Genomic DNA, 19,175 nt, shown 5'->3' on the forward strand with positions numbered 1-19,175 from the left:
TTCGAGCCGCTTGGTGTCCGGTCCTGTAACCTCAATCTGGATGCCCGTTCGCATGCGCCATCTTCGCATGTCCCCCCGTTCAAGGGAATCCCGAAAACGGAATCATCTGTTCCGATCAATCCACTAGACGATGCTCCATCTTAGGGTCGTCCCGACGGTCTTTCATCCAATTCCTGACAGTCCGGGGGTCTACACCGTAGCGTTCCGCAACCTCAGCTATGCCGGTAGAGCTGCTCCCACGAGCAGTTGAGATGAAGCGTTGCCAAATTATCGCTCGACGATGATGCTCCGCCTCTGCGGGGGTCGACCGTTTCTTGCCTCGCGGCATAAGCCATACGGGCGGACCATCCTTCACCTGAGTATCATACAGGGTCAGCAGGTCTCTCACGATCGCGTTTGCGTCTTCTTGGCAAACCTGGCCGCTGGGTCGTTCGAACGAGTTTCCTGCAATTAACCCCCCGATCCTCACCAAAGCGATCAATTGCGAAAGGCGATCCTCATCATCGCATTCGAGCAATGCCTCGAAAGACTCATCTCCCATTGCAGTCCTAAATAAATTAGCAGCAAATGGGGTATGAAGATCATCTTGGCGACACGAGCGCATTTTCAAAATTACTTCGACGCTAGAGAGCAGCGTCTTTCGGACTTTCTCAACGACCTTGCTGTCAAGTGCAGTGGGATTGACTGGCTTAAGAGGATGCCTCCCGCTTGCTGGAATTCTCGATTTCGACAACTTCACCCCCTATGCGAAGTCGATCGAGATAATCGCTCCACCACGTCATCATTTTCACGCGGGCATCCCAGTAATGCCCGCGGTTGTAGATGCCTCTCACGGCATCGCTGTCCCCATGAGCCAACGCACGCTCAATCGCATCAGGATGCCATTTCCCGCTTTCGTTGAGAAGGGTCGAAGCTGTCGTTCGCAGGCCGTGGGCAGTCACTTCATCGCTGGTGTAGCCCATGCGCCGGAAAGCTTGATTCATCGTGTTCTCGCTCATCGGGCGGCGAGTGGTGTGGAATGCCGGAAAAACGTAGCCCTCCGGCCCACTGAACTGCTGCAACTCGCGCAGATAGGCTAGAACCCTCTCGGACAGGGGGATGGCATGCGGGCGGCGCATCTTCATGCGCTCTGGCTTGATGCGCCAAATCTTGGTGTCGAGATCGAACTCGTCCCATGTCGCCTTCCGCAGTTCGCCCGGCCTCGCCATGACGTGCGGCGCAATCTGCAGGGCCAGCCGGGTGATCGGGGCACCTTCGAAGGTATCAATGCTCCGCAACAGCTCGCCCAATTTCCCGGGCTCAAGAATCGCCGCATGATGCTTCACCTTGGGGGCGATCAACTGTCCACTGAGCATTGCGGCCGGATCGCTTTCTGCTCGCCCGGTGGCCGCAGCATAGCGGAACACACGGCTGGTGAATGAGCGGCAGCGTTTGGCTGTTTCATGTTTGCGCTGCCCCTCCAAGCGACGAAGAACGCCAAAAACCTCGGCTGGCTTTATTTCGATAAGGGGCTGGTCCCAGATCGGCTTCATCTGGAGGAGCAGCCATTTCGCCTTTTCGACGGTGACGGCGGCCCGCCCTTCTTTGACCAACTTGTGCTCGATATATTCGTCTGCAACCGCGCCAAATGTGTTGGCAGCGTTGAAACGAGCCGTCAGCTTGGCATTTTTCCGCTCAACTCCTGGGTCTATCCCACCACGCACCGCGCTTCGGGCTTCGTCTCGCAGTCGGCGAGCCTCTTTAAGCGACACCTCTGGATAAGACCCGAGTGCAAGCTTTCGCGGTTTGCCTGCAAACCGATAGCGAAAGCGCCACAACTTCGATCCGCTCACAGCGACTTCGATGCACAGCCCTTTCTCGTCAGCGACCATATAGCTTCGATTCTGAGGTTTCAGCGCGCGGATGGCGACATCGTTCAACGCCATGACCGCGCCCCCTCAAAAGATGCGTGTGTACATTGCGATGGCCTCAGCCCCGAATATGGACACATAAAGGTACACAGAATCGGTGAACTGCCCAGACACATCGAGACGCACTCCGCGACGAGATATGCTGAAAACTAACAGTTTCCCGCCATTTTGGCGAGTTATTTAGCTACATCGGGAAATGAGATGTTGGTGCCAGAAGAGGACTCGAAAAATTCATATTTATCTTTATAATTCAGTGAATTATATTAGCTCATGCCGACCGATACCATAACCGATACCCTGGGACTTTTTATCTGGGAGGTTCGAGTCCCAAAGGCTCGAGATCGCTGGTTTGCATTGCCGATTCGTCGCTCCCTTTACGGCGAACAACACTTCGCCAGCCCATATGGTCAGGCGCTCGTCCTGAGCGATAGAAACATCTTTTATAAATCAAATATTGCTCTAATTTGATCGATAGAAAGGTATGCTATCGATCATGCGTTGGAACTGGCAGCAATCCGATTGGCCGAACTTCGTCTACGATGCGACGTATCTGAGAAGCCGTGAGGATCGGCTTCTGAAGGGGGCGGGGATCCTGGTCGGCGTCATGGCCCATCTCGATGCCAACGATCGCCAGAATCTTTCTATCGAACTCATCGCACAGGAAGCCGTGGACAGCTCTGCAATCGAGGGAGAGATTCTCGATCGCGCGAGCGTGCAGTCATCCCTCGCGAAGCATCTGGGCATCAAGGCCGACCACCGCCGCGCCAACGCCGCCGAGGCGGGCGCTGCAGAACTCATGGCGAACCTCTTCCGCAGCTATTGCGATCCGGTCAGCGACGCCATGCTATTTCACTGGCATGCCTTGCTGATGAACGGCAGGCGGGATCTTGCCGACATCGGCCGATATCGAACGCACACCGATCCCATACAGATCGTCTCCGGAGCCTTGCACGCGCCCAAGGTGCATTTCGAGGCGCCGCCATCACAAGCGGTGCCGGCCGAGATGGAGGCTTTCATCGGATGGTTCAACGACAGCAGGCCGGATGGACGCTCACCCGTGAGCGTTCTCGCGCGGGCAGGGGTTGCTCATCTATGGTTCGAATCCATCCATCCCTTCGAAGATGGCAACGGGCGCCTTGGCCGGGCGATTGCGGAGAAGGCCTTGGCGCAGGGGCTTGATGCACCCGCGATCACCGCCCTTGCGGAAACCATCCAGCGCCATCGCAAGGATTATTACACCCAGCTTCAACGCGCGAGCTTGTCGAACCGCATCGACGAATGGCTCGACTGGTTTTCCGAGATCGCGCTTGCGGCCCAACAGCGCACGCTGGATCGCGTTTATTTCCTCCTCGCCAAGACGAAGCTGCTCGATCGCCTGCGCGACCACCTCAATCCACGGCAGGAAAAGGCCATGCTCCGCATGTTCGCCGAAGGACCGGATGGCTTCGAGGGCGGCCTGAGCGCTGCAAACTACCGGACCATCACCGATGCTGCTCCAGCGACAGCCACGCGCGATCTCGCGGAACTGGTCGGGTTGGGAGCTTTGCGCAAGCAGGGCGAACTGAAGCGCACGCGGTATTTCTTGAACCTTGGTGAATGATGGCAGGAAGGTGACGGACGCTCTCGACCTATGGCCCCGCCGAAACCCACAACGGCCTGCATCTCTCTCCGCTCCCGAAACGACCATGCCATCGGCGATGACTCGTTTACGTATCTCATTGGTCGATATGATATGAAAAGGGATCACTCAATTTGACGTGCTAGCCGAAGAAAGATATGTATACGTTTCATGTGATTTCATTTTGAATCGTTTAGGGATCATGGTGAGCGCTCAATCCGAAACCCTGCTCGAACTCGGCGAACTCCTGCGGCAGGCGAGGCTAGCCGCCGGATTGACGCAAGAGCAGGTGGCCGATCTGGCTGGCATATCCCGCCCTCGCTATCGCGATATCGAAACGGGCATTGCTGCTGCGCGCGCCACGACGCTCATGAATGTCTCCCGTGCGCTCGGGCTGGAGATGATGCTGGTGCCGCAAGCGATGGTCCCGGCCGTCCGGGCGTTGATGCGTCCGCATGACGACGACGATTTGCCCGCCTTTGTTTCACAGCCCGATTGAAGACGAATATCATGGCTCAAACGTCTCACGCACCTTATCGAGAGAACGACTATCCATGTTCCCGATCGGGAATATGGCCCTCCTATCGATCTTCCGCCGCCGCAATCATTCCCGATCAGGAACATTTTTTGCGTTGCCGTGCGTACATCCTCGACAATTTGCTGTTTCAGCCTTCAACCAGCCGCCTCAGGCAGCGATAGGGGATGAATGTCGATCTGCCGATCTTGACGGTCTCGATCTCGCCGGACTTGATCAACTCATAAAGCGTCGATCGGGGGATGCCTGTGAGCTTCACCGCCGTAGAGACCCGCACGCTGATCGGCTCGGTCGGCAATGTCTCCAGAGCGGCGAGGGCTTCCTGCCTCGCCTGTCTGCGCTCTTCGATTGTCGGCGATCTCGTCATGGCCGTGATCGTAGGCAATTGAGCGTCATAGTGTGACCCTTCCTGCTAGCCAGCCTCTCGAACGCGGCTGCATGCAAGGGTTCGCTACGCGGGAACGAGGAGGTCCACGCGCCGTTGTCGAGCGCATAGCGGTATCCTTTGGTGCGAAGGACACCGCGTGTCGATGCCATCAGCCGCCATCCGGCGGCACGCAGGGCATCCAGATTGCGGCGTGTCCCAGTGCGGGAAGCGTAGGCAATCATCATCGCACCGGGACACGCCGCGAGCGCAGGAAGGCCCGGTCGCTTTCGAGGAATGCGGCCAGCATTGCTGGAATGAGTTCTGCAATCGGCTCTTCGCGCCCATAGGATTCTGCATAGAGCGCGGCATAGTCCTGGAGCATTTGATGCAGGTCTGGCGTGACGGCGATGGACAGCTTGATCGCCGTCCTGTCCGGCAGCTTGGGGAGCTTGAGTTCCGGCATGTGTTCCTCCTAATTGCGCCACGGTGCGAGTATGAGATCACGGTGCACGATCAGCCGCACCGGCGCGCCAGGCCGGATCGTGATCGTCGGCTGGACAGCCAAATTGCGGGATGTGATCTGGTCGCCGGCGCGGGACACGTTTTGCTGCGTCGATTCCCTGATCGCCTGGACGAGGTCGCTTTCGCCGGTGAATGTCAGGTTCGCACCCACGCCGAGCAGGGTCGAGATCGCCACGCCTTTGAGTAGGGTCCAGGTGTGGTAGTCCACTTTGTCCGAAAGACCCGCATAGCCCGACGGATCGGTGGCGGGCACATTGTCGAGCCGGATGGAGCTGCCGTCGGGCATGACGATCCGCTGCCAGACGATGAGCGCGCGGCTCTGCCCGAACGCCACGACCGAATCATAGCTGCCGATCAGTCGCGCGCCTTGCGGAATGAGCAGGATGCGCCCCGTGGCGCTGTCATAGGTGTTCTCGGTGACCTGGGCAGTGACCAGCCCCGGCAGGTCGGAACGCAGGCCGGTGATCAGGCTCGCGGAAATCACACTGCCCGCCGACAGGGTATAGGGTGATAGCGGTGGTGTCAGGACATGGGGATTGACGTCGCCGCGCGGATCGAGGTTCCCGACGAAGGCTTCCTTGCGTCCCTGCGCATTGGGATCGGTCGCCGGATCGAGCGCCAGTTTCGGCGGATTGGGCTGGGCACCCTCTCCAGCAGGTACGCTGGCCGTCGGTGCTTCGGCGGATGCCGCTGCCTGCCGTCCCTGTACCAACACACCGGATTCGCGCGCGGCCTTCAGTTCGGCAAGCTGGCGCTCATGCTCGGCCGCCTCGGCCTGCTGGCGCTGCTGATCGCTCGGGTTGATCCCGGTTGCAAGCTGCTGCTGGCGATCTAGGATCGGTTTGCCGAGGTCGCCGGGAAGCGGTGGCCCGAGCCGGGGCACGTCGCCATAGCTTGCCGGCAGGCCGCTGAGCGTGTCGCTGGCGGGACGCAGATCGGGCTGGGAGAGCTCCTCCTGACCTGCGACGCGGTGGAACAGACGTGGCTTCAGCGCCAGCCATGTCACCGTCATGAGGCTGGCCGATCCCAGCGCCGCGATGGCGATGATGACGCCGCGCTTGAACCGGATCGCTCGCGGCGGGCGCGAACGGAGCGCCAGGCTCTCGGGATCGAGCTTGGCGGGCTGTGTCGTCGTCGCCTCGCTCACGACGGCCTCCGGCGGCTGACCGGTTCACCGGTCCGGCTGATCCGCACCACGTCCTGATGCTTGAGCCCGAGGCGCAACTCCGCCGCATCGAAGATCCTGTCGACGACATAGTAGCGGCCTTGCACGCGGTAGTTGACCAGCTCGGCATTGCCCCTGGCGTCGACCAGGAACAGCGGCGGCGCCTCGCTTTCGCCGAGACTGGTGGGGAACTGGATGAACGTCTGGCGCCCGTCATCGAACGCGCGCAGCGGCCGCCAGGCCGGCTTGTCGCCGGTGATGGCATAGCCGAAATGCAACTGGTCGACGGCAAGCCCCGAAGCCACCGGCTGCGCCGCCCGCGCTGCTTCGGCAGCGGCCTTGAGCGCGATCAGAGCATCCTGCGGATAGGTCCAGGAAAGCGCCGACATGGCCGTACGCGCGGTGCTGCTCAGCGCCAGATGATAAGTCCGCCGATCGGTGGTGATGATGATGTTCGTGGCGAGCCCGGCGGTGAATGGTTTCACCAAGACATGCGTGCGTCTGGTATCGCCCGAACCGCTAGTGGTATCGCCGATCACCCAGCGCACGGTGTCGCCCGCCGCCACGGCCACCAGCATCTCGCCGGGCTGGAGTGCGATGTCGGTGACCTGCCCGGGTGCGGTCAGCACATGATAGATGACGCCGTCACTGTACGGATAGACCTGCACTGCATTGAGATAGCCGCCGGTTGCCGGTTCGAGCGTCGCGGCGCGATTGGCGGACCTGACCCGCAGTTCGGCTAGCGACGGTGGAATATGGCGACGACGCGGTACAGGTGTGGCGGTCACTGGTGGCAACGATATGACGGGTGCGCCAGGCGGTGTCGCGACAGCAACCGATGGCACCGCTGCGTTCGCGGGCAATGCCGGGGCGGTTGGCGCGTTCTGGGCAATAGCGGGAGCAGCGAGGGCAAGTGCCGTCGCCGCGAGAAAGGCGGTTTTCATGGCTGGGTCTCCTGATTTGTAGTGGCGCCGAGGTTGGGATCAAGCGGCGATCCGGCGGGAATGCTTGCCGGTGGCGGCAGCCCAGCGCGCACCGGAGCGACGGCCGTTGGTGCCGATGGCGACGAACCGGCCGGCTCGAGTTCTCGGCTCCAGTCGATCGCATCGATATAGATGCCGAGTGGGTTCTTCCTCAGTGTATCAGCGCTGGTCGGCGGCACCATCTGGACGGTCAGGATCGCGGTCCAGTGCGAGCTACCCGCCTGGGCGCCGCGCTCGTAGGCGGTCTCGACCCATTTGATCTGGAACGACTTGTCCGATGCACGCACCACGCTGGTGACCTGCACCGAGACGGTGCGCTCGCCGACATGACCGAACGGATCGGCGGCGCGAGCGTAATCGCCGAGGAATATGCTCCCGCGCTTCGTCGTGAAATCGTAGGCAGAAAGCCAGTCCTGCCGCATGAGCACCGGGTCGAGCGAGACCGACCGGACATGCTCGATGAACCGGGAAAGGAACCACGCGACTTGGCTGTCGGTCGGTTGATAGTCCTTGTCGGCGCGCTGGACAGCGCGCGCCTCGCCGAGCTTGTCGACTTCGACCACATAAGGAACAACGCGGCTTTGCAGCGACTGCCAGAGCAGGCCACTCGAAAGCGCGGTGGTGAGGCCGAGGCAGCCGAAGGCCATCAGCCGCCAGTTGCGTGCCTGGACGCGGGCCGAGCCGATGCGTTCGTCCCAGATTTGGCCCGCGCGTTGATAGGGTGTCTCGGGCTGAGGTGTATGTCCATATCGCTGGACGGCGCGTTTGAAGATCATGAGGATCAGTCCTCCCTTTCCTTGATGTCGGGGGTAGCGCCGGAACCGCCTCGGTCGCCGGATTGGACGGCGTGGATGGCGGTCTGGCGATGATGGCGGGCGCTCTGCTGGGCATTCATCGCCCGCGCCCATCCGGGCATCGACGATGAACTATCCGCAGGTTCCGAAGCGGTGGTTGCCGTCTGTCCGGTCATCGCGTTGAACGCGGCTTGGCGGCCGGACTCGGCGGCCTCGCCAAGCCCTAATGCGGCGGACATCCGCGACCGCGCGGCGCCGGCCGCGGCACTCGCCATTCCGCCGATCCCGGCGCCGACGCTGGAGGAGCCGGCGCCTTCCTGACCGAGGGTGTAGGCGGTCGAGGCTGCCGATCCCATCGCCGTGCCCGCACGCACCGCCCCAAGGCCAGCGACGGCAAGGCCGCGAGCAGCACCGGCCGCGCCGGCACCGCCGAGGTACAGGGCTCCGCCCGCGCCAAGCATGGTGCCAAGCGCTGCGCCGGCCCCCAACTGCGGCGCGCCTGCGACAAGACCCGAGGCGATGCCGGGACCGAAAATGCCGAGCCCGAACAGAGCAAGGCTGGCGAGCACCAGGCTCATGGCCTGGCCGATATCGGGTTCCTGGCCCTGGAGCGCGGTGGTGAACTGGGTGAAGTAGTTCGAGCCGATGCCGACGATGACCGCGAGCACCATGACCTTGATGCCCGACGACACGACATTGCCCAGCACCCGCTCGGCGAGGAAGCTGGTGCGGTTCCACAGCGCGAAGGGCACGAGGATGAAGCCGGCCAATGAGGTCAGCTTGAACTCGATGATCGTGACAAACATCTGCACGGCGAGGATAAAGAAGGCGAGGATCACGATCACCCACGCGACCAGCAGCACCACGATTGTCAGGAAGTTGTCGAAGAAGGTCGTGAAGCCGAGATACTGGTTGACCTGTTGCAGGAGCGGCCAGGCGGCGGAGAAGCCGGTCCCGGCAAGGCGGCCGGGCTTCAGCAGATCCGCTGCGGTGATCGTCCCGCCGCCAGCGGTCAGTCCGGCCTGTGCAAACGATCGGAAGATGATGTTGCTGAGCGTGGAGAAGCTGTTGATGATGAACGCGAAGGCGCCGATGTAGAGGATCTTGCGGATCAGGCGACCGAGCACATTGTCCTCGCCGCCCAGCGCCCAGAACAGCCCTGCCAGCGTGACGTCGAGCGCGATCAGCGTGCGCGTCAAAAAGCTGACGTCGCCGCCCAGGAGGCCGAACCCGCTGTCGATATAGCGGATGAAGGCCGCCATGAATTGATCGATGACGTTGAGATCGCCCATGCGCTTCGCGTCCTGATGCTAAGTTCAAGGAATGCCGCGAGACCCAGTCTCGCAGGAGAGGGAGCCGGACCTCGCGACGACGGCGGCGGGGGATCGCCGCCGCCCTGGCCCGCCGCGCCTATTGGGGCGTGTAGGCGCTGCTGGAGCCGAGGAATTTCGCCGAAGCGCTCTGAGCGTCGGTGCGCGATTGGGACTGGTTCGCCCTTTCGATCGCCTCGGCGCGGTATTGCGCCGCCATCAGCGTCTGAATCTGGAACTGCTGCTTGGCGACGAGTGCGAGGAGCTGGTTGGTCGCCTGGCTGGCCTGCAGCGCGCCTTCGGCACTCTGGCTCCGCGCCACGATGCCGGTCAGCACCGCCTGGTCGGAGGCGATATTCTCGACGACCTGCGCCTGGACGGTCATGGTCTGCTCGAAGGCCGCGCGTGCGGTGTCCATCCGCGTCCGGGCGCTTTGCACCTGCTGGCTGGTGGTCAGGCTCCCGGCGAAGCTGTCGGGGTAGAGCGAGCGGAACTGCTGATCGAGGCTGGCGACCTTGAACTGGATGCCCTGCGCCTGGCCCATCAACTGGTCGATCTGTTGCATGGTCTGCTTGAGTGCCTGCAACTCGGGAAAGCTGATCCGGCCCAAGTTCTTCGCCTGGTTGATGAGGCTCTGTGCTTGGTTCTGCAGCATGCGGATCTGGTTGTTGATCTGCTCGAGCGTGCGCGCGGCAGTGAGGATATTCTGGCTGTAGTTCGAAGGATCGAACACGATAATCGCCTGGGCAGGCTCGCTCGTCGCCAGCGTGGCCAACACGAGCGCACCGGTAATGGCGCAGCCGAGCGCGCCGGCAATGAGGGGCTTCTTGAAAGACAGCATTCTGGTCATGGTCATTCTCCGGGGGCTGGAGGTTGGGGAGCGGTGGATTGGTTGGTGCCGGGAAACTCGCCGATCAGATCAGCGGCCCAGGCGAGATCGGCGGAGCGCAGGAAAGAACCGGCGAAGCCTTCCGCGCCGTGCTCCGCGAGAATGTCGTCAATTCGCTTCTGGCTGGCGGGATCGGACGCACCGCAGAGCGCCAGCGCGATCGGCCCCAGCCCGAGTTCGAACAGGCGATTGCCGCGCGCCGACTGCAGGTAATAATGCCGCTTGGGAGTGGCGCGGCTGACCAGCTCGATCTGCCGGTCGTTGAGACCGAAGCGTTCGTAGGCGGCACGCGACTGCGGCTCGATGGCGCGGTCGTTGGGGAGCAATATCCGCTGCGGGCAGCTTTCGATGATGGCCGGAGCGATGCTGCTGTCGGCGATATCGGCCAGGCTCTGCGTTGCAAAGAGCACCGCGACGTTCTTCTTGCGCAGCGTCTTCAGCCATTCGCGAATGCGCGCGGCGAAGAGCGGATGGTCGAGGAAGATCCAGGCTTCGTCGAGCACCAGCAGCGTTGGCCGCCCGTCGAAGCGTTCCTTGAGCCGGTGGAAGAGATAGGTGAGCACCGGGGCGACCACTCCGGATTGGCCCATCAGTGCTTCGGTCTCGAAGCACTGGACATCGGCCAGTGCGAGATTCTGTTCGGCCGCATCGAGCAGGCGGCCATAGGGTCCCTCGAGCGTATAGGCCGTCAACGCGGTGCGAAGCGCGTTCGACTGGAGCAGCATGGCGAGCCCGGTGAGCGTGCGCTCCTGCGGCGGCGCCGAGGCGAGGCTGTTCAGCGCCGACCAGACAGCGTCCTTGATCTCGGGCGTGACCACGACCTTTTCGTGCGCCAGCAGCGCCGCGATCCATTCCGCCGCCCAGCTGCGTTCACCGGCATCGTCGATCCGCCGCAGCGGCTGGAACGCCAGGGCATCCTTGCCATCCGGGCCGCCCTCCGCGCCGAGCCCGAGAGCATGATGCGCGCCGCCCATCGCCAGCACCGCCGCGCGCGCGGAGAAGCCCTTGTCGAAGACGTAGACCTGAGATTGCGGGTAGCGCCGGAACTGCAGCGCGATCAGCGCCAGTAGCACCGACTTGCCGGCGCCGGTAGGCCCGACGACGAGCATGTGCCCGACGTCGCCGACATGGGTCGACAGGCGGAACGGCGTCGATCCGCTGGTCTGGGCATGGAATAGCGGCGGCCCGCCTAGATGACGGTTCTCCGCCGGCCCTGCCCAGACCGAGGACAGCGGCATGAGATGGGCCAAGTTCAATGTATGGACTAGAGGCTGGCGGACGTTGGCGTAGGCCTGGCCGGGCAGCGAGGACAGCCAGGCTTCGACCGCGTTGAGGCTTTCGCGAACGCAGGTGAAGCCGAGTCCATTGACGATCCGCTCGACCGCGCGGACCTTGTCTTCCACCCGTGTTTGGTCGGTATCGGCTACGGTGATCGTGGTGGTCAGGTAGCCGAAGGCGACATGATCGCCGCCGAGCGCCTGCAGCGCGAGATCGGCATCGACCACCTTGTTGTCCGCGTCGGTATCGAGAAGCTGGACCGGCTGGTTGTACATAACCTCGCGCAGCAGCGCGGTGATCGACTTGCGCTTGTTGAACCATTGCCGCCGGATTTTCGTCAGCGCCTTGGTCGCGTCCTGCTTGTCGAGCGCGATGAAGCGGGTGACCCAGCGATAGCCGAAATCCTGGTGGTTGAGCGCGTCGAGGATGCCGGGCCGGCTCAGGTTCGGGAAGCCCAGTACGGTCAAGGTGCGCAGATGGGTTCGGCCAAGCCTCGGCTCGAGCCCGCCGACAAGTGGCGTGTCGGCGAGCAGCGCATCGAGATAGACTGGCGTCTCGGGCGCTGCGATTTTATGGCGGTGATCGGAAATCGTGCCGTGGAGATAGGTCAGCGTCTCGGCATCATCGAGTGCGCGCAGCTCCGGCATGAAGCCGGAGAGTAGGTCGAGAATGCGGTCGGTTTCGGCGATGAAGCCGGCAAGGCTGGAGCGCCAGTCGCGGCCCTGCGCATCATCGTGCCGTTCGACCAGGCTCCGTCCGGCGGCATCGCTGCTATCGGCGGGCGGCAGCCAGATCAGAGTGCCGTGATAGACGCTCTCGAAATGCTGGCCCTCGGCTTTGAATCCAGCACGCCGTTCCTGATCGACCAGCCAGGATGCGGCATCGGGAAAGGCGCCGTCCGGATAGCCCTGGCTGCCGCGCCGTTCTGCTTCGAAGAACAGCGCCCAACCAGTGCCGAGGCGCTTCAGCACATTGTTGGCGCGCGCGCAGGCCGAAACGAGTTCGGCTTCGGTCGCGCTTTCAAGATCGGGACCGCGAAAGGCAAAGCTGCGCTGGAAACTGCCATCCTTGTTGAGGACGACGCCGGGCGCCACCAGCGCGGCCCAGGGAAGATGATCGGCGAGGCGGTCGGCCCGCGACCGGTATTCAGCGAGGTTCAACATGCCAGATATCCTTTCTGGCGCAGGTGGCGGAGCAGCACGGGCGCAAAATCGGGGTCGCGGCGGGCGGCGAACACCGCGATGCTGTGGCCGACTGCCCAGAGCGCGATGCCGACCAGCCATTGCTGGAGGCCGAGACCGACTGCGGCGGCGATCGTGCCGTTGACGATCGCTATGCCGCGTGGTGCGCCACCGAGCAGGATCGGCGAGCCCAGGCTGGCGTGGATCGGGGCCTCGAAGCCAGCAACATGACCGTTGTCGATGTGGCTCATGCGACGAGCGCCCCGCCGCCGAAGCTGAAGAAGGACAGGAAGAAAGACGACGCGGCGAACGCAATCGACAGGCCGAACACGATCTGGATCAGCCGGCGGAATCCGCCCGCCGTCTCGCCGAAGGCCAGCGTCAGGCCGGTCGTTATGATGATGATCACCGCGACGATCTTGGCGACGGGTCCCTGCACGGATTCCAGCACCTGCTGGAGCGGCTGTTCCCAGGGCATGCCGGAACCGCTGGCCTGGGCCGTGCTGGTCAGGGTGAGCGAAAGGCCGAGCATCAGCCCGGTCAGGAAAAGGCGGTCACGGTTGGAAATGGGAAAGATGCGCATGTCAGTCTCCTGTGTTGTCAGGGGTTGGGGAGAGATCGACGACGGCGTAGCCGCCATCGGGGTCGAGGCCCGCGACGCAGGCGATCGTCTCGATGCGCCGCGCGGTGCCGCGGCCAGCGATGAAGACGATCAGGTTGATCGCCTCGGCGACCAGGCGGCGCGGTACGGTGACGACGGCTTCCTGGATGAGCTGTTCTATCCGGTAGAGCGCAGAAGACGCGCTATTTGCGTGGACGGTCGCGATCCCGCCGGGATGGCCGGTGTTCCAGGCCTTGAGCATGTCGAGCGCCTCGCCGCCGCGGACCTCGCCAACGATGATGCGGTCAGGCCGAAGCCGCAGCGTCGAGCGCACCAGGTCGCCCATCGTGACAGCACCGGCCCGCGTCCGCAGCGCCACCGTGTCGCGGGCGGGCGACTGCAGTTCGCGGGTGTCCTCGATCAGGATGACCCGCTCGTCGAGATGCGCCATCTCGGCGAGCAGCGCATTGGCGAGCGTGGTCTTGCCCGAGCTGGTCCCGCCGGCGATCAGGATGTTCCGGCGATCGACCACCGCGAGAGAAAGCATGCGCGCAGTCTCCGCCGGCATGATGCCGTCGGCGACATAGTCCATGAGCGTGTAGACCCGCGCCGCGGGCTTCCGGATCGAGAAGCATGGCGCTGTCGAAACCGGCGGCAGAATGCCTTCGAAGCGTTCGCCGGCGCCTTGTCCATGCGGCGGCAGTTCGGCCGAGACGATGGGCTTGTTGCCATGGACCTCGGTACGGGCATGCGACGCCACCAGTCGGATGATCCGCTCGACCTGGGGTGCATCGAGCTTCACATCGGTATCGACCCGGCCCTCGCCGAGAATATCGACGCGCAGTGCGCCGTCGGGATTGACCATAATTTCGATGACGCGCGGATCGAAGAGCGCGGCAGCGATTGCCGGCCCCATCGCGGTGCGCAGCATGGCGCGGCGACGGTCGGCAGATACCGTGTCGGACCCGGCGGGCATCACGACTTGCCTCCCTTTGGTTCGGGCGGCGCCAGCGTGCGCGTGCCTGCCGCGATCTGGCGGCCGACTTGGGCGACGAAAGATTCGAAGCGGTCGCGCCCGATAGCGCGGCCTGCGGCATCGGCCTCCGGCAGCGGCGCCGTCACCATCAGCTGGTAGCGGACGAACAGCGACAGACTTTCCAGCAGCACGTCGATGTCACGGCGAGCGCCGTCGAGTTCGCGCGACAGCCGGTCGAGGCGGACCTTCAGAAGATCGTCGATTTCCTTTGTGCCCCGGCGCGCCAGCCAGTCGCGGAGCGCGTCGTTGACCAAGCGGCTCTTGTTGCCGCGATTGCCGGCGGCGAGCGCTTCGAGCGCGTCGCCAATCTCGCGGTCGAGATAGAGGTTCTGGCGCATCTTCATCGCCGCCTCACATCCCGGGCACGAGGTCGCGGTGGGCGCCCTCGTTGATCGCATAGCCGCGGGCGACGGCGCTCAGACCCTGCGCCTGGTCCATGGCCCGCTTGTCGGCCGCGACATCGTCCTCGTCTGGTACGAGTTGCGGATCGTGCGTTTCGGCGGCGTCGGCGATTTTGGTCGGCTGTTCGGGAAGGCCGGGATGGCGCTGCTGCTGCATACCGCCATCGTCTTCGCCGCCTGCGGCAACGTCGGCCTGATGCAGCCGGGCATCGATGCCGCGCACCCGGTCGGACCAGTCATCGCCGCGCGGCTTCGGGCAATCGGGATAGCGACCCTGCGCCAGCTTCGGCGCGGGGGGCACGCGCGCGGCGAAGTTGCGATCGCGGAAATAGCGCAGCTTGCGCGCCCGGATCGGCGCGAGCCCGGAGACGAGCACGATCTCCTCGTCGGGCGAAAGCTGCATCACTTCGCCTGGCGTCAGGAGTTGCCGAGCGGTCTCCTGGCGGCTGACCATGACATGAGCGAGCCAGGGCGCGAGCCGGTGGCCGGCATAATTGCGCATGGCGCGCTGCTCGGTCGCCGTGCCGAGTGCATCGGAAATGCGCTTTGCGGTGCGCTCGTCGTTGGTCGCGAAGGCGACACGGACATGGCAATTGTCGAGGATGGCGTTGTGCTCGCCATAAGCCTTCTCGATCTGGTTGAGGCTCTGGGCGATCAGGAAAGCACGGATGCCGTAGCCGGCCATGAAGGCGAGGCTGGTCTCGAAGAAGTCGAGGCGGCCCAGCGCCGGAAACTCGTCGAGCATCATCAGAAGCTGATGCCGGCGCACGGAGGTGCCGGGCTGGTCCAGCCTTTCGGTCAGGCGGCGACCGATCTGGTTGAGGACGAGCCGGACCAGCGGCTTGGTGCGGCTGATGTCCGAAGGCGGAATGACGAGATAGAGCGATAATGGCTGGGCGGCCTCGATCAGGTCGGCGATCCGCCAGTCACAGCGCGACGTGACCTCGGCGACGGTCGGATCGCGATAGAGGCCGAGGAACGACATGGCGGTCGACAGCACGCCCGAGCGCTCGTTCTCGCTCTTGTTGAGCAGTTCGCGCGCGGCGGACGCCACCACGGGATGGACCTTTGGGTTCTTGTCGTCGCCAAGGTGATTGGTGGTCATCATCCGGCGGAGCGTGGCGACAAAGCTGCGCTGCGGATCGGACAGGAAGGTCGCGACCCGCGCGAGCGTCTTCTCTTCCTCGGCATAGAGGATGTGAAGGATCGCGCCGACCAGCAGCGAATGGCTGGTCTTTTCCCAATGATTGCGGCGTTCGAGCGCTCCTTCCGGATCGACCAGGATATCGGCGATGTTCTGGACGTCGCGCACTTCGTTGACGCCGCGTCGGACTTCCAGCAGCGGATTGTAATGCGCCGAGGCGGCGTAGGTTGGATTGAACAGCAGGCAGTGCGAAAAGCGCGCGCGCCATCCGGCGGTCAGGGTCCAGTTCTCGCCCTTGATGTCGTGAATGACCGCCGAGCCGGTCCAGGAGAGCAAGGTGGGGACGACGAGGCCCACGCCCTTGCCCGAGCGGGTCGGCGCGAACGCCATGACATGCTCGGGGCCGTCATGACGTAGATAGCGGCCCCGCAGCGTGCCGAGCATGACGCCGACGTCGCGATGCAGGCCGGCGCGCTCGATCTCGCGGCGTCCTGCCCAGCGGGCTGACCCGTATGTGGTGACGTTGCTGGACTGGCGGGCGCGCCACAACGAACCGAAGATCGCTGCCGCGCAGCCGATGAAGCCGCTGGCGCCGGCGAACATGCCCGCGCGGTCGAAGACGTGCGGGGCATAGGCGTCGTAATGATACCACCAGGGGAACAGCGCCCAGGGATGGTAGACCGGCACGCCATCGAGCCGGAACCAGGGCGTACCCAGTTCGGGTTGATAGGCCAGCATGGCTGCCGCCCATTGTGTCGCCGCCCAGATGCCCAGCAGGACGATGGCGAAGACGACGATGATCTGGCCGATGAGTAGTTTGGTGGGTGTCACGTCGAGGCTCCCGCCCGCCGGACAGGACCGGTTCGGGTGGTTTCAGACTCGGTGACAGGCGCCGAAAATTGAACGGCGCTGATGGGCGCAGATGGGCTAGCGTCGGCCTGTTCCGGTCAGGCGCCGGAACGGAAGGCTATCCGAAGGCGAGTGCGGAGCGGTTAAAGGCCGGCGTCGGTTTTCAGTGTGTCGAGGCGTTCGCGCGAGACGGTTTCGACGATGTTGCGCAGCGCACGAACCGATTGCGACAGGGCGTCCAAATCCTCATTGCCGATTTCATAGCTCGCCGAATAGCGGGCCTCGACATAGGCGCGCTTGAGAAGTTCGAACCGGCGGCGGTCGATCCGTGTAGCGCGGGCCCAAGCCTCGATCAGGCGTGGTTCACTGTCCTCGGCAAGCGAACGCAGGAACTTGATGTTGTGCGAGCGAGGAAAATAGAGGGTGCGGACAAGGAGGAAGCAGGCGTAAGCCGTTTCAGTTGCTTGATGTAGGTTGAATGCCGCGTTTCTCGCCCATTCGGCGTCCTCCTTGCCTTCCACCCGAGATACGTCGGCGAGTTTGAGCCAACGATCGACGGCGGGAAGTTGCTTTGAAAGGTAAGCGCCGGCCATCTCATAGGCATCCGCTGCCGTCAGCGGTTTGGGCGTCGCAAGAGCGCTGCCCGGCAATTCGTAGAGCACGATCCCGTCACGGGCGATATCGGTCCAGAAATATTCGCCCCGGCTCAGCGCCTGGTTTACCTCGTCCAGCGTATGGACGATGATGTTCACCGGCCGTCCGATCGCGCTGTCGTGCAGGATCTTGTCCTCGGCGACATACCAGTAGTCGGCCACGTCGGTGAGGTCGGGGTGGCTGACGACGACGAGCAAGTCGAAATCCGACTGGTAGCCATTCTCCGGCTCATCTACCCAGTCGGTCCGGGCATAACTGCCGAACAGGACGATCTTGAGGATCTTGCCGTTCTTCTTCCACGGCTGGTTCGCGCGCGCGATCGCATCGGCAAATTCGCCCATGAGCGTTTGCTTCACGCGGCCCAGTTCGCTTTGCTGGACCGGGGGCAGATGGTCGATGTCACTCCGCACGAAAGGGATTCTCGGGGCAGACCATGAAGTTGGCAAGCCTTGACCACATAGACGGGTACGCCGACGATCGCGCGTCACGCACGAAAGCTATCCCGCGTGTGTCCAGATGATCGCGCACCTTGCCGCCTCCCTTATTTAAGCCCGCTTATCTTAGCGCATTTGCTAATTAAGTGAAGTGTCGATTGCTTAAATAAGGTGTGCCATGCATATTGGCGCTCATGGCTGATCCAGAAACGAATCCGCGGCTGGGCCGTTTCGTGGAAACCCCCGTCGCCGGGGAGATGGTCAGGGCATTCGTACCGCCGCCGCTTCCACCTGCGCCACCAATCGACGTGCTGGCGCTTCTCGAACGGCTCAGCCTGGCCGAGCGTGCCTTGGGCCGCCTCGACGGCATCACCATGTTGCTGCCGCGCCAGGAACTCTTCCTCGACATGTACGTGAGGAAGGAGGCGGTGCTTTCGTCGCAGATCGAAGGCACGCAATCGACCCTCTCCGACCTGCTCCGCTTTGAAACCGAGGCGCAAGCCGGGCAACCCATCGACGATATCCGTGAGGTATCGAACTACGTCGATGCCATGTTGCATGGTCTCGAACGGCTGGAAGAGATGCCGCTCTCGCTTCGCCTCATCCGCGAGATGCACGAACGCCTGCTGCAAAGCGGTCGGGGTGGCACCAAGAGCCCCGGCGAGTTCCGCCGATCACAGAACTGGATCGGCGGTACCCGTCCCGGCAATGCACTGTTCGTACCACCCCCGACCACGGAACTCGATGGCTGTCTCGATGCCCTCGAACGATTCATGCACGAGGAGGAGTCTCGCCTGCCGGCGTTGATCAAGGCGGGCCTGCTTCACGTCCAGTTCGAGACGATCCACCCCTTCCTCGATGGCAACGGACGGATCGGCAGGTTGCTGGTGACATTGTACCTGTGCGTCAACGGCGTCCTTCGAAAGCCGCTGCTCTACCTCAGCTTGTATCTCAAGACCCACCGAAACGACTATTACCGGTTGCTGCAAGAGGTCCGCGAAGAGGGTGCCTGGGAGGCTTGGCTCGATTTCTTCCTCGCCGGCGTGGCCGATACCGCCAATCAGGCCTTTGACGCTGCCACCCGCATCGTCGGTCTGTTCAAGGAGGATCGCGAACGGATCACCGCTGAGAGTGATCGTGCCGGATCGGCGCTGCGCATCCATGATCTGTTCCAGCAGAACCCGTTCCTCAATGCGAACCGACTGGTCGAACGGACTGGCCTGTCGGCGCCGACCGTGAACGCGGTGCTCGCCGACCTTGAACGCTTGGGGGTGGTTGAGGAAATCACGGGCAGGCGGCGTGGTCGCGTTTTCGGGTACCGGCGATATCTTGCGATCCTCAGCGAGGGTACGGAGCCGTTGCCCTCACGAATAATCTGACGACAGCTTGGTCGGACGATCCGGAGCGTCTTCCTTGCAGAATGCAAAGGCCAAAAGCCGCCATTCCGACTGCTCGATGGTATCGCAGGTACGTCGCCGAGATTGCACACAATCAAACGAAGCTA

18 protein-coding genes are annotated in these 19,175 nt (G+C 63.1%); 3 read left to right on the forward strand and 15 right to left on the reverse strand.

Annotation, left to right across the window (positions count from 1 at the left end):
• Positions 1-689: 689 nt before the first annotated feature.
• On the reverse strand, positions 690-1,925 hold the full coding sequence (locus tag FMM79_RS01045; protein WP_148625344.1) for an integrase arm-type DNA-binding domain-containing protein: 1,236 nt from the start codon (positions 1,923-1,925) through the stop codon (positions 690-692).
• A gap of 478 nt (positions 1,926-2,403) precedes the next feature.
• Between FMM79_RS01045 and FMM79_RS01050 the strand changes: the two genes are divergently transcribed.
• Together FMM79_RS01050 and FMM79_RS01055 are read left to right on the forward strand one after the other, a co-directional pair.
• The gene (locus FMM79_RS01050) at positions 2,404-3,510 is read left to right on the forward strand and encodes a Fic family protein (RefSeq protein WP_148625346.1); all 1,107 of its coding nucleotides are present in this window, start codon (positions 2,404-2,406) and stop codon (positions 3,508-3,510) included.
• Between the two features lie 157 nt (positions 3,511-3,667).
• Positions 3,668-4,027 (forward strand): helix-turn-helix domain-containing protein, encoded by a 360-nt coding sequence (locus FMM79_RS01055; protein ID WP_240338902.1) that lies wholly within the window; start codon positions 3,668-3,670, stop codon positions 4,025-4,027.
• Between the two features lie 166 nt (positions 4,028-4,193).
• Here the strand turns inward: FMM79_RS01055 and FMM79_RS01060 are convergent, their stop codons facing one another.
• The 14 genes from FMM79_RS01060 to FMM79_RS01130 form a co-directional block, all read right to left on the reverse strand.
• A complete protein-coding gene (locus FMM79_RS01060; RefSeq protein ID WP_148625348.1) occupies positions 4,194-4,430 on the reverse strand; it encodes a helix-turn-helix domain-containing protein in 237 nt (78 codons plus the stop codon).
• A 241-nt stretch (positions 4,431-4,671) separates the two neighbouring features.
• On the reverse strand, positions 4,672-4,893 hold the full coding sequence (locus tag FMM79_RS01070) for a DUF2274 domain-containing protein (RefSeq protein WP_148625352.1): 222 nt from the start codon (positions 4,891-4,893) through the stop codon (positions 4,672-4,674).
• A 9-nt stretch (positions 4,894-4,902) separates the two neighbouring features.
• Complete coding sequence (locus tag FMM79_RS01075) at positions 4,903-6,099, reverse strand: TrbI/VirB10 family protein (protein WP_148625354.1); 1,197 nt, start codon at positions 6,097-6,099, stop codon at positions 4,903-4,905.
• Positions 6,096-7,061 (reverse strand): P-type conjugative transfer protein TrbG, encoded by a 966-nt coding sequence (gene trbG / locus FMM79_RS01080; RefSeq protein WP_148625356.1) that lies wholly within the window; start codon positions 7,059-7,061, stop codon positions 6,096-6,098. The genes FMM79_RS01075 and trbG overlap by 4 nt, the downstream gene beginning before the upstream one ends.
• The gene (gene trbF / locus FMM79_RS01085; protein WP_148625358.1) at positions 7,058-7,876 is read right to left on the reverse strand and encodes a conjugal transfer protein TrbF; all 819 of its coding nucleotides are present in this window, start codon (positions 7,874-7,876) and stop codon (positions 7,058-7,060) included. The genes trbG and trbF overlap by 4 nt, the downstream gene beginning before the upstream one ends.
• A 5-nt stretch (positions 7,877-7,881) precedes the next feature.
• Entirely contained in the window at positions 7,882-9,186 is a 1,305-nt protein-coding gene (trbL, locus tag FMM79_RS01090; RefSeq protein ID WP_148625360.1) for a P-type conjugative transfer protein TrbL, read from the reverse strand.
• A gap of 118 nt (positions 9,187-9,304) precedes the next feature.
• Positions 9,305-10,060, reverse strand: coding sequence for a P-type conjugative transfer protein TrbJ (gene trbJ, locus FMM79_RS01095; RefSeq protein ID WP_148625362.1), 756 nt, complete (start codon positions 10,058-10,060; stop codon positions 9,305-9,307).
• Complete coding sequence (trbE, locus tag FMM79_RS01100; protein WP_148625364.1) at positions 10,057-12,534, reverse strand: conjugal transfer protein TrbE; 2,478 nt, start codon at positions 12,532-12,534, stop codon at positions 10,057-10,059. Before trbE ends, trbJ begins: the two co-directional genes overlap by 4 nt.
• Positions 12,528-12,803, reverse strand: a complete 276-nt coding sequence (locus FMM79_RS01105; RefSeq protein WP_148625366.1) for a VirB3 family type IV secretion system protein — start codon at positions 12,801-12,803, stop codon at positions 12,528-12,530. Before FMM79_RS01105 ends, trbE begins: the two co-directional genes overlap by 7 nt.
• The gene (locus FMM79_RS01110) at positions 12,800-13,135 is read right to left on the reverse strand and encodes a TrbC/VirB2 family protein (RefSeq protein WP_148625368.1); all 336 of its coding nucleotides are present in this window, start codon (positions 13,133-13,135) and stop codon (positions 12,800-12,802) included. Before FMM79_RS01110 ends, FMM79_RS01105 begins: the two co-directional genes overlap by 4 nt.
• A 1-nt stretch (position 13,136) precedes the next feature.
• Positions 13,137-14,129 (reverse strand): P-type conjugative transfer ATPase TrbB, encoded by a 993-nt coding sequence (trbB, locus tag FMM79_RS01115; protein WP_148625370.1) that lies wholly within the window; start codon positions 14,127-14,129, stop codon positions 13,137-13,139.
• The gene (locus FMM79_RS01120) at positions 14,129-14,533 is read right to left on the reverse strand and encodes a CopG family transcriptional regulator (RefSeq protein WP_148625372.1); all 405 of its coding nucleotides are present in this window, start codon (positions 14,531-14,533) and stop codon (positions 14,129-14,131) included. Before FMM79_RS01120 ends, trbB begins: the two co-directional genes overlap by 1 nt.
• Before the next feature lie 7 nt (positions 14,534-14,540).
• Positions 14,541-16,565, reverse strand: coding sequence for a conjugal transfer protein TraG (locus FMM79_RS01125; RefSeq protein ID WP_148625374.1), 2,025 nt, complete (start codon positions 16,563-16,565; stop codon positions 14,541-14,543).
• A 161-nt stretch (positions 16,566-16,726) separates the two neighbouring features.
• Positions 16,727-17,578 carry a HEPN domain-containing protein gene (locus FMM79_RS01130; protein WP_148625376.1) on the reverse strand — a complete coding sequence of 284 codons (852 nt, stop codon included), beginning with the start codon at positions 17,576-17,578 and terminating at the stop codon, positions 16,727-16,729.
• A gap of 287 nt (positions 17,579-17,865) precedes the next feature.
• On the opposite strand from FMM79_RS01130, the gene FMM79_RS01135 reads away from it, so the two are divergent.
• Entirely contained in the window at positions 17,866-19,050 is a 1,185-nt protein-coding gene (locus tag FMM79_RS01135) for a Fic family protein (protein WP_148625378.1), read from the forward strand.
• Positions 19,051-19,175: the final 125 nt, after the last annotated feature.

The organism is Novosphingobium sp. BW1 (assembly GCF_008107685.1).
Taxonomy (GTDB): Bacteria; Pseudomonadota; Alphaproteobacteria; order Sphingomonadales; family Sphingomonadaceae; genus Novosphingobium.

Excerpts from the sequence above, each read along its gene's own strand:
- FMM79_RS01045 (WP_148625344.1), bottom strand. The coding sequence starts at position 1,925 with ATGGCGTTGAACGATGTCGCCATCCGCGCGCTGAAACCTCAGAATCGA.
- FMM79_RS01050 (WP_148625346.1), top strand. The coding sequence starts at position 2,404 with ATGCGTTGGAACTGGCAGCAATCCGATTGGCCGAACTTCGTCTACGAT.
- FMM79_RS01060 (WP_148625348.1), bottom strand. The coding sequence starts at position 4,430 with ATGACGAGATCGCCGACAATCGAAGAGCGCAGACAGGCGAGGCAGGAA.
- FMM79_RS01070 (WP_148625352.1), bottom strand. The coding sequence starts at position 4,893 with ATGCCGGAACTCAAGCTCCCCAAGCTGCCGGACAGGACGGCGATCAAG.
- trbG (WP_148625356.1), bottom strand. The coding sequence starts at position 7,061 with ATGAAAACCGCCTTTCTCGCGGCGACGGCACTTGCCCTCGCTGCTCCC.
- trbF (WP_148625358.1), bottom strand. The coding sequence starts at position 7,876 with ATGATCTTCAAACGCGCCGTCCAGCGATATGGACATACACCTCAGCCC.
- trbL (WP_148625360.1), bottom strand. The coding sequence starts at position 9,186 with ATGGGCGATCTCAACGTCATCGATCAATTCATGGCGGCCTTCATCCGC.
- trbJ (WP_148625362.1), bottom strand. The coding sequence starts at position 10,060 with ATGACCATGACCAGAATGCTGTCTTTCAAGAAGCCCCTCATTGCCGGC.
- trbE (WP_148625364.1), bottom strand. The coding sequence starts at position 12,534 with ATGTTGAACCTCGCTGAATACCGGTCGCGGGCCGACCGCCTCGCCGAT.
- FMM79_RS01105 (WP_148625366.1), bottom strand. The coding sequence starts at position 12,803 with ATGAGCCACATCGACAACGGTCATGTTGCTGGCTTCGAGGCCCCGATC.
- FMM79_RS01110 (WP_148625368.1), bottom strand. The coding sequence starts at position 13,135 with ATGCGCATCTTTCCCATTTCCAACCGTGACCGCCTTTTCCTGACCGGG.
- trbB (WP_148625370.1), bottom strand. The coding sequence starts at position 14,129 with ATGCCCGCCGGGTCCGACACGGTATCTGCCGACCGTCGCCGCGCCATG.
- FMM79_RS01120 (WP_148625372.1), bottom strand. The coding sequence starts at position 14,533 with ATGAAGATGCGCCAGAACCTCTATCTCGACCGCGAGATTGGCGACGCG.
- FMM79_RS01130 (WP_148625376.1), bottom strand. The coding sequence starts at position 17,578 with ATGGGCGAATTTGCCGATGCGATCGCGCGCGCGAACCAGCCGTGGAAG.
- FMM79_RS01135 (WP_148625378.1), top strand. The coding sequence starts at position 17,866 with ATGGCTGATCCAGAAACGAATCCGCGGCTGGGCCGTTTCGTGGAAACC.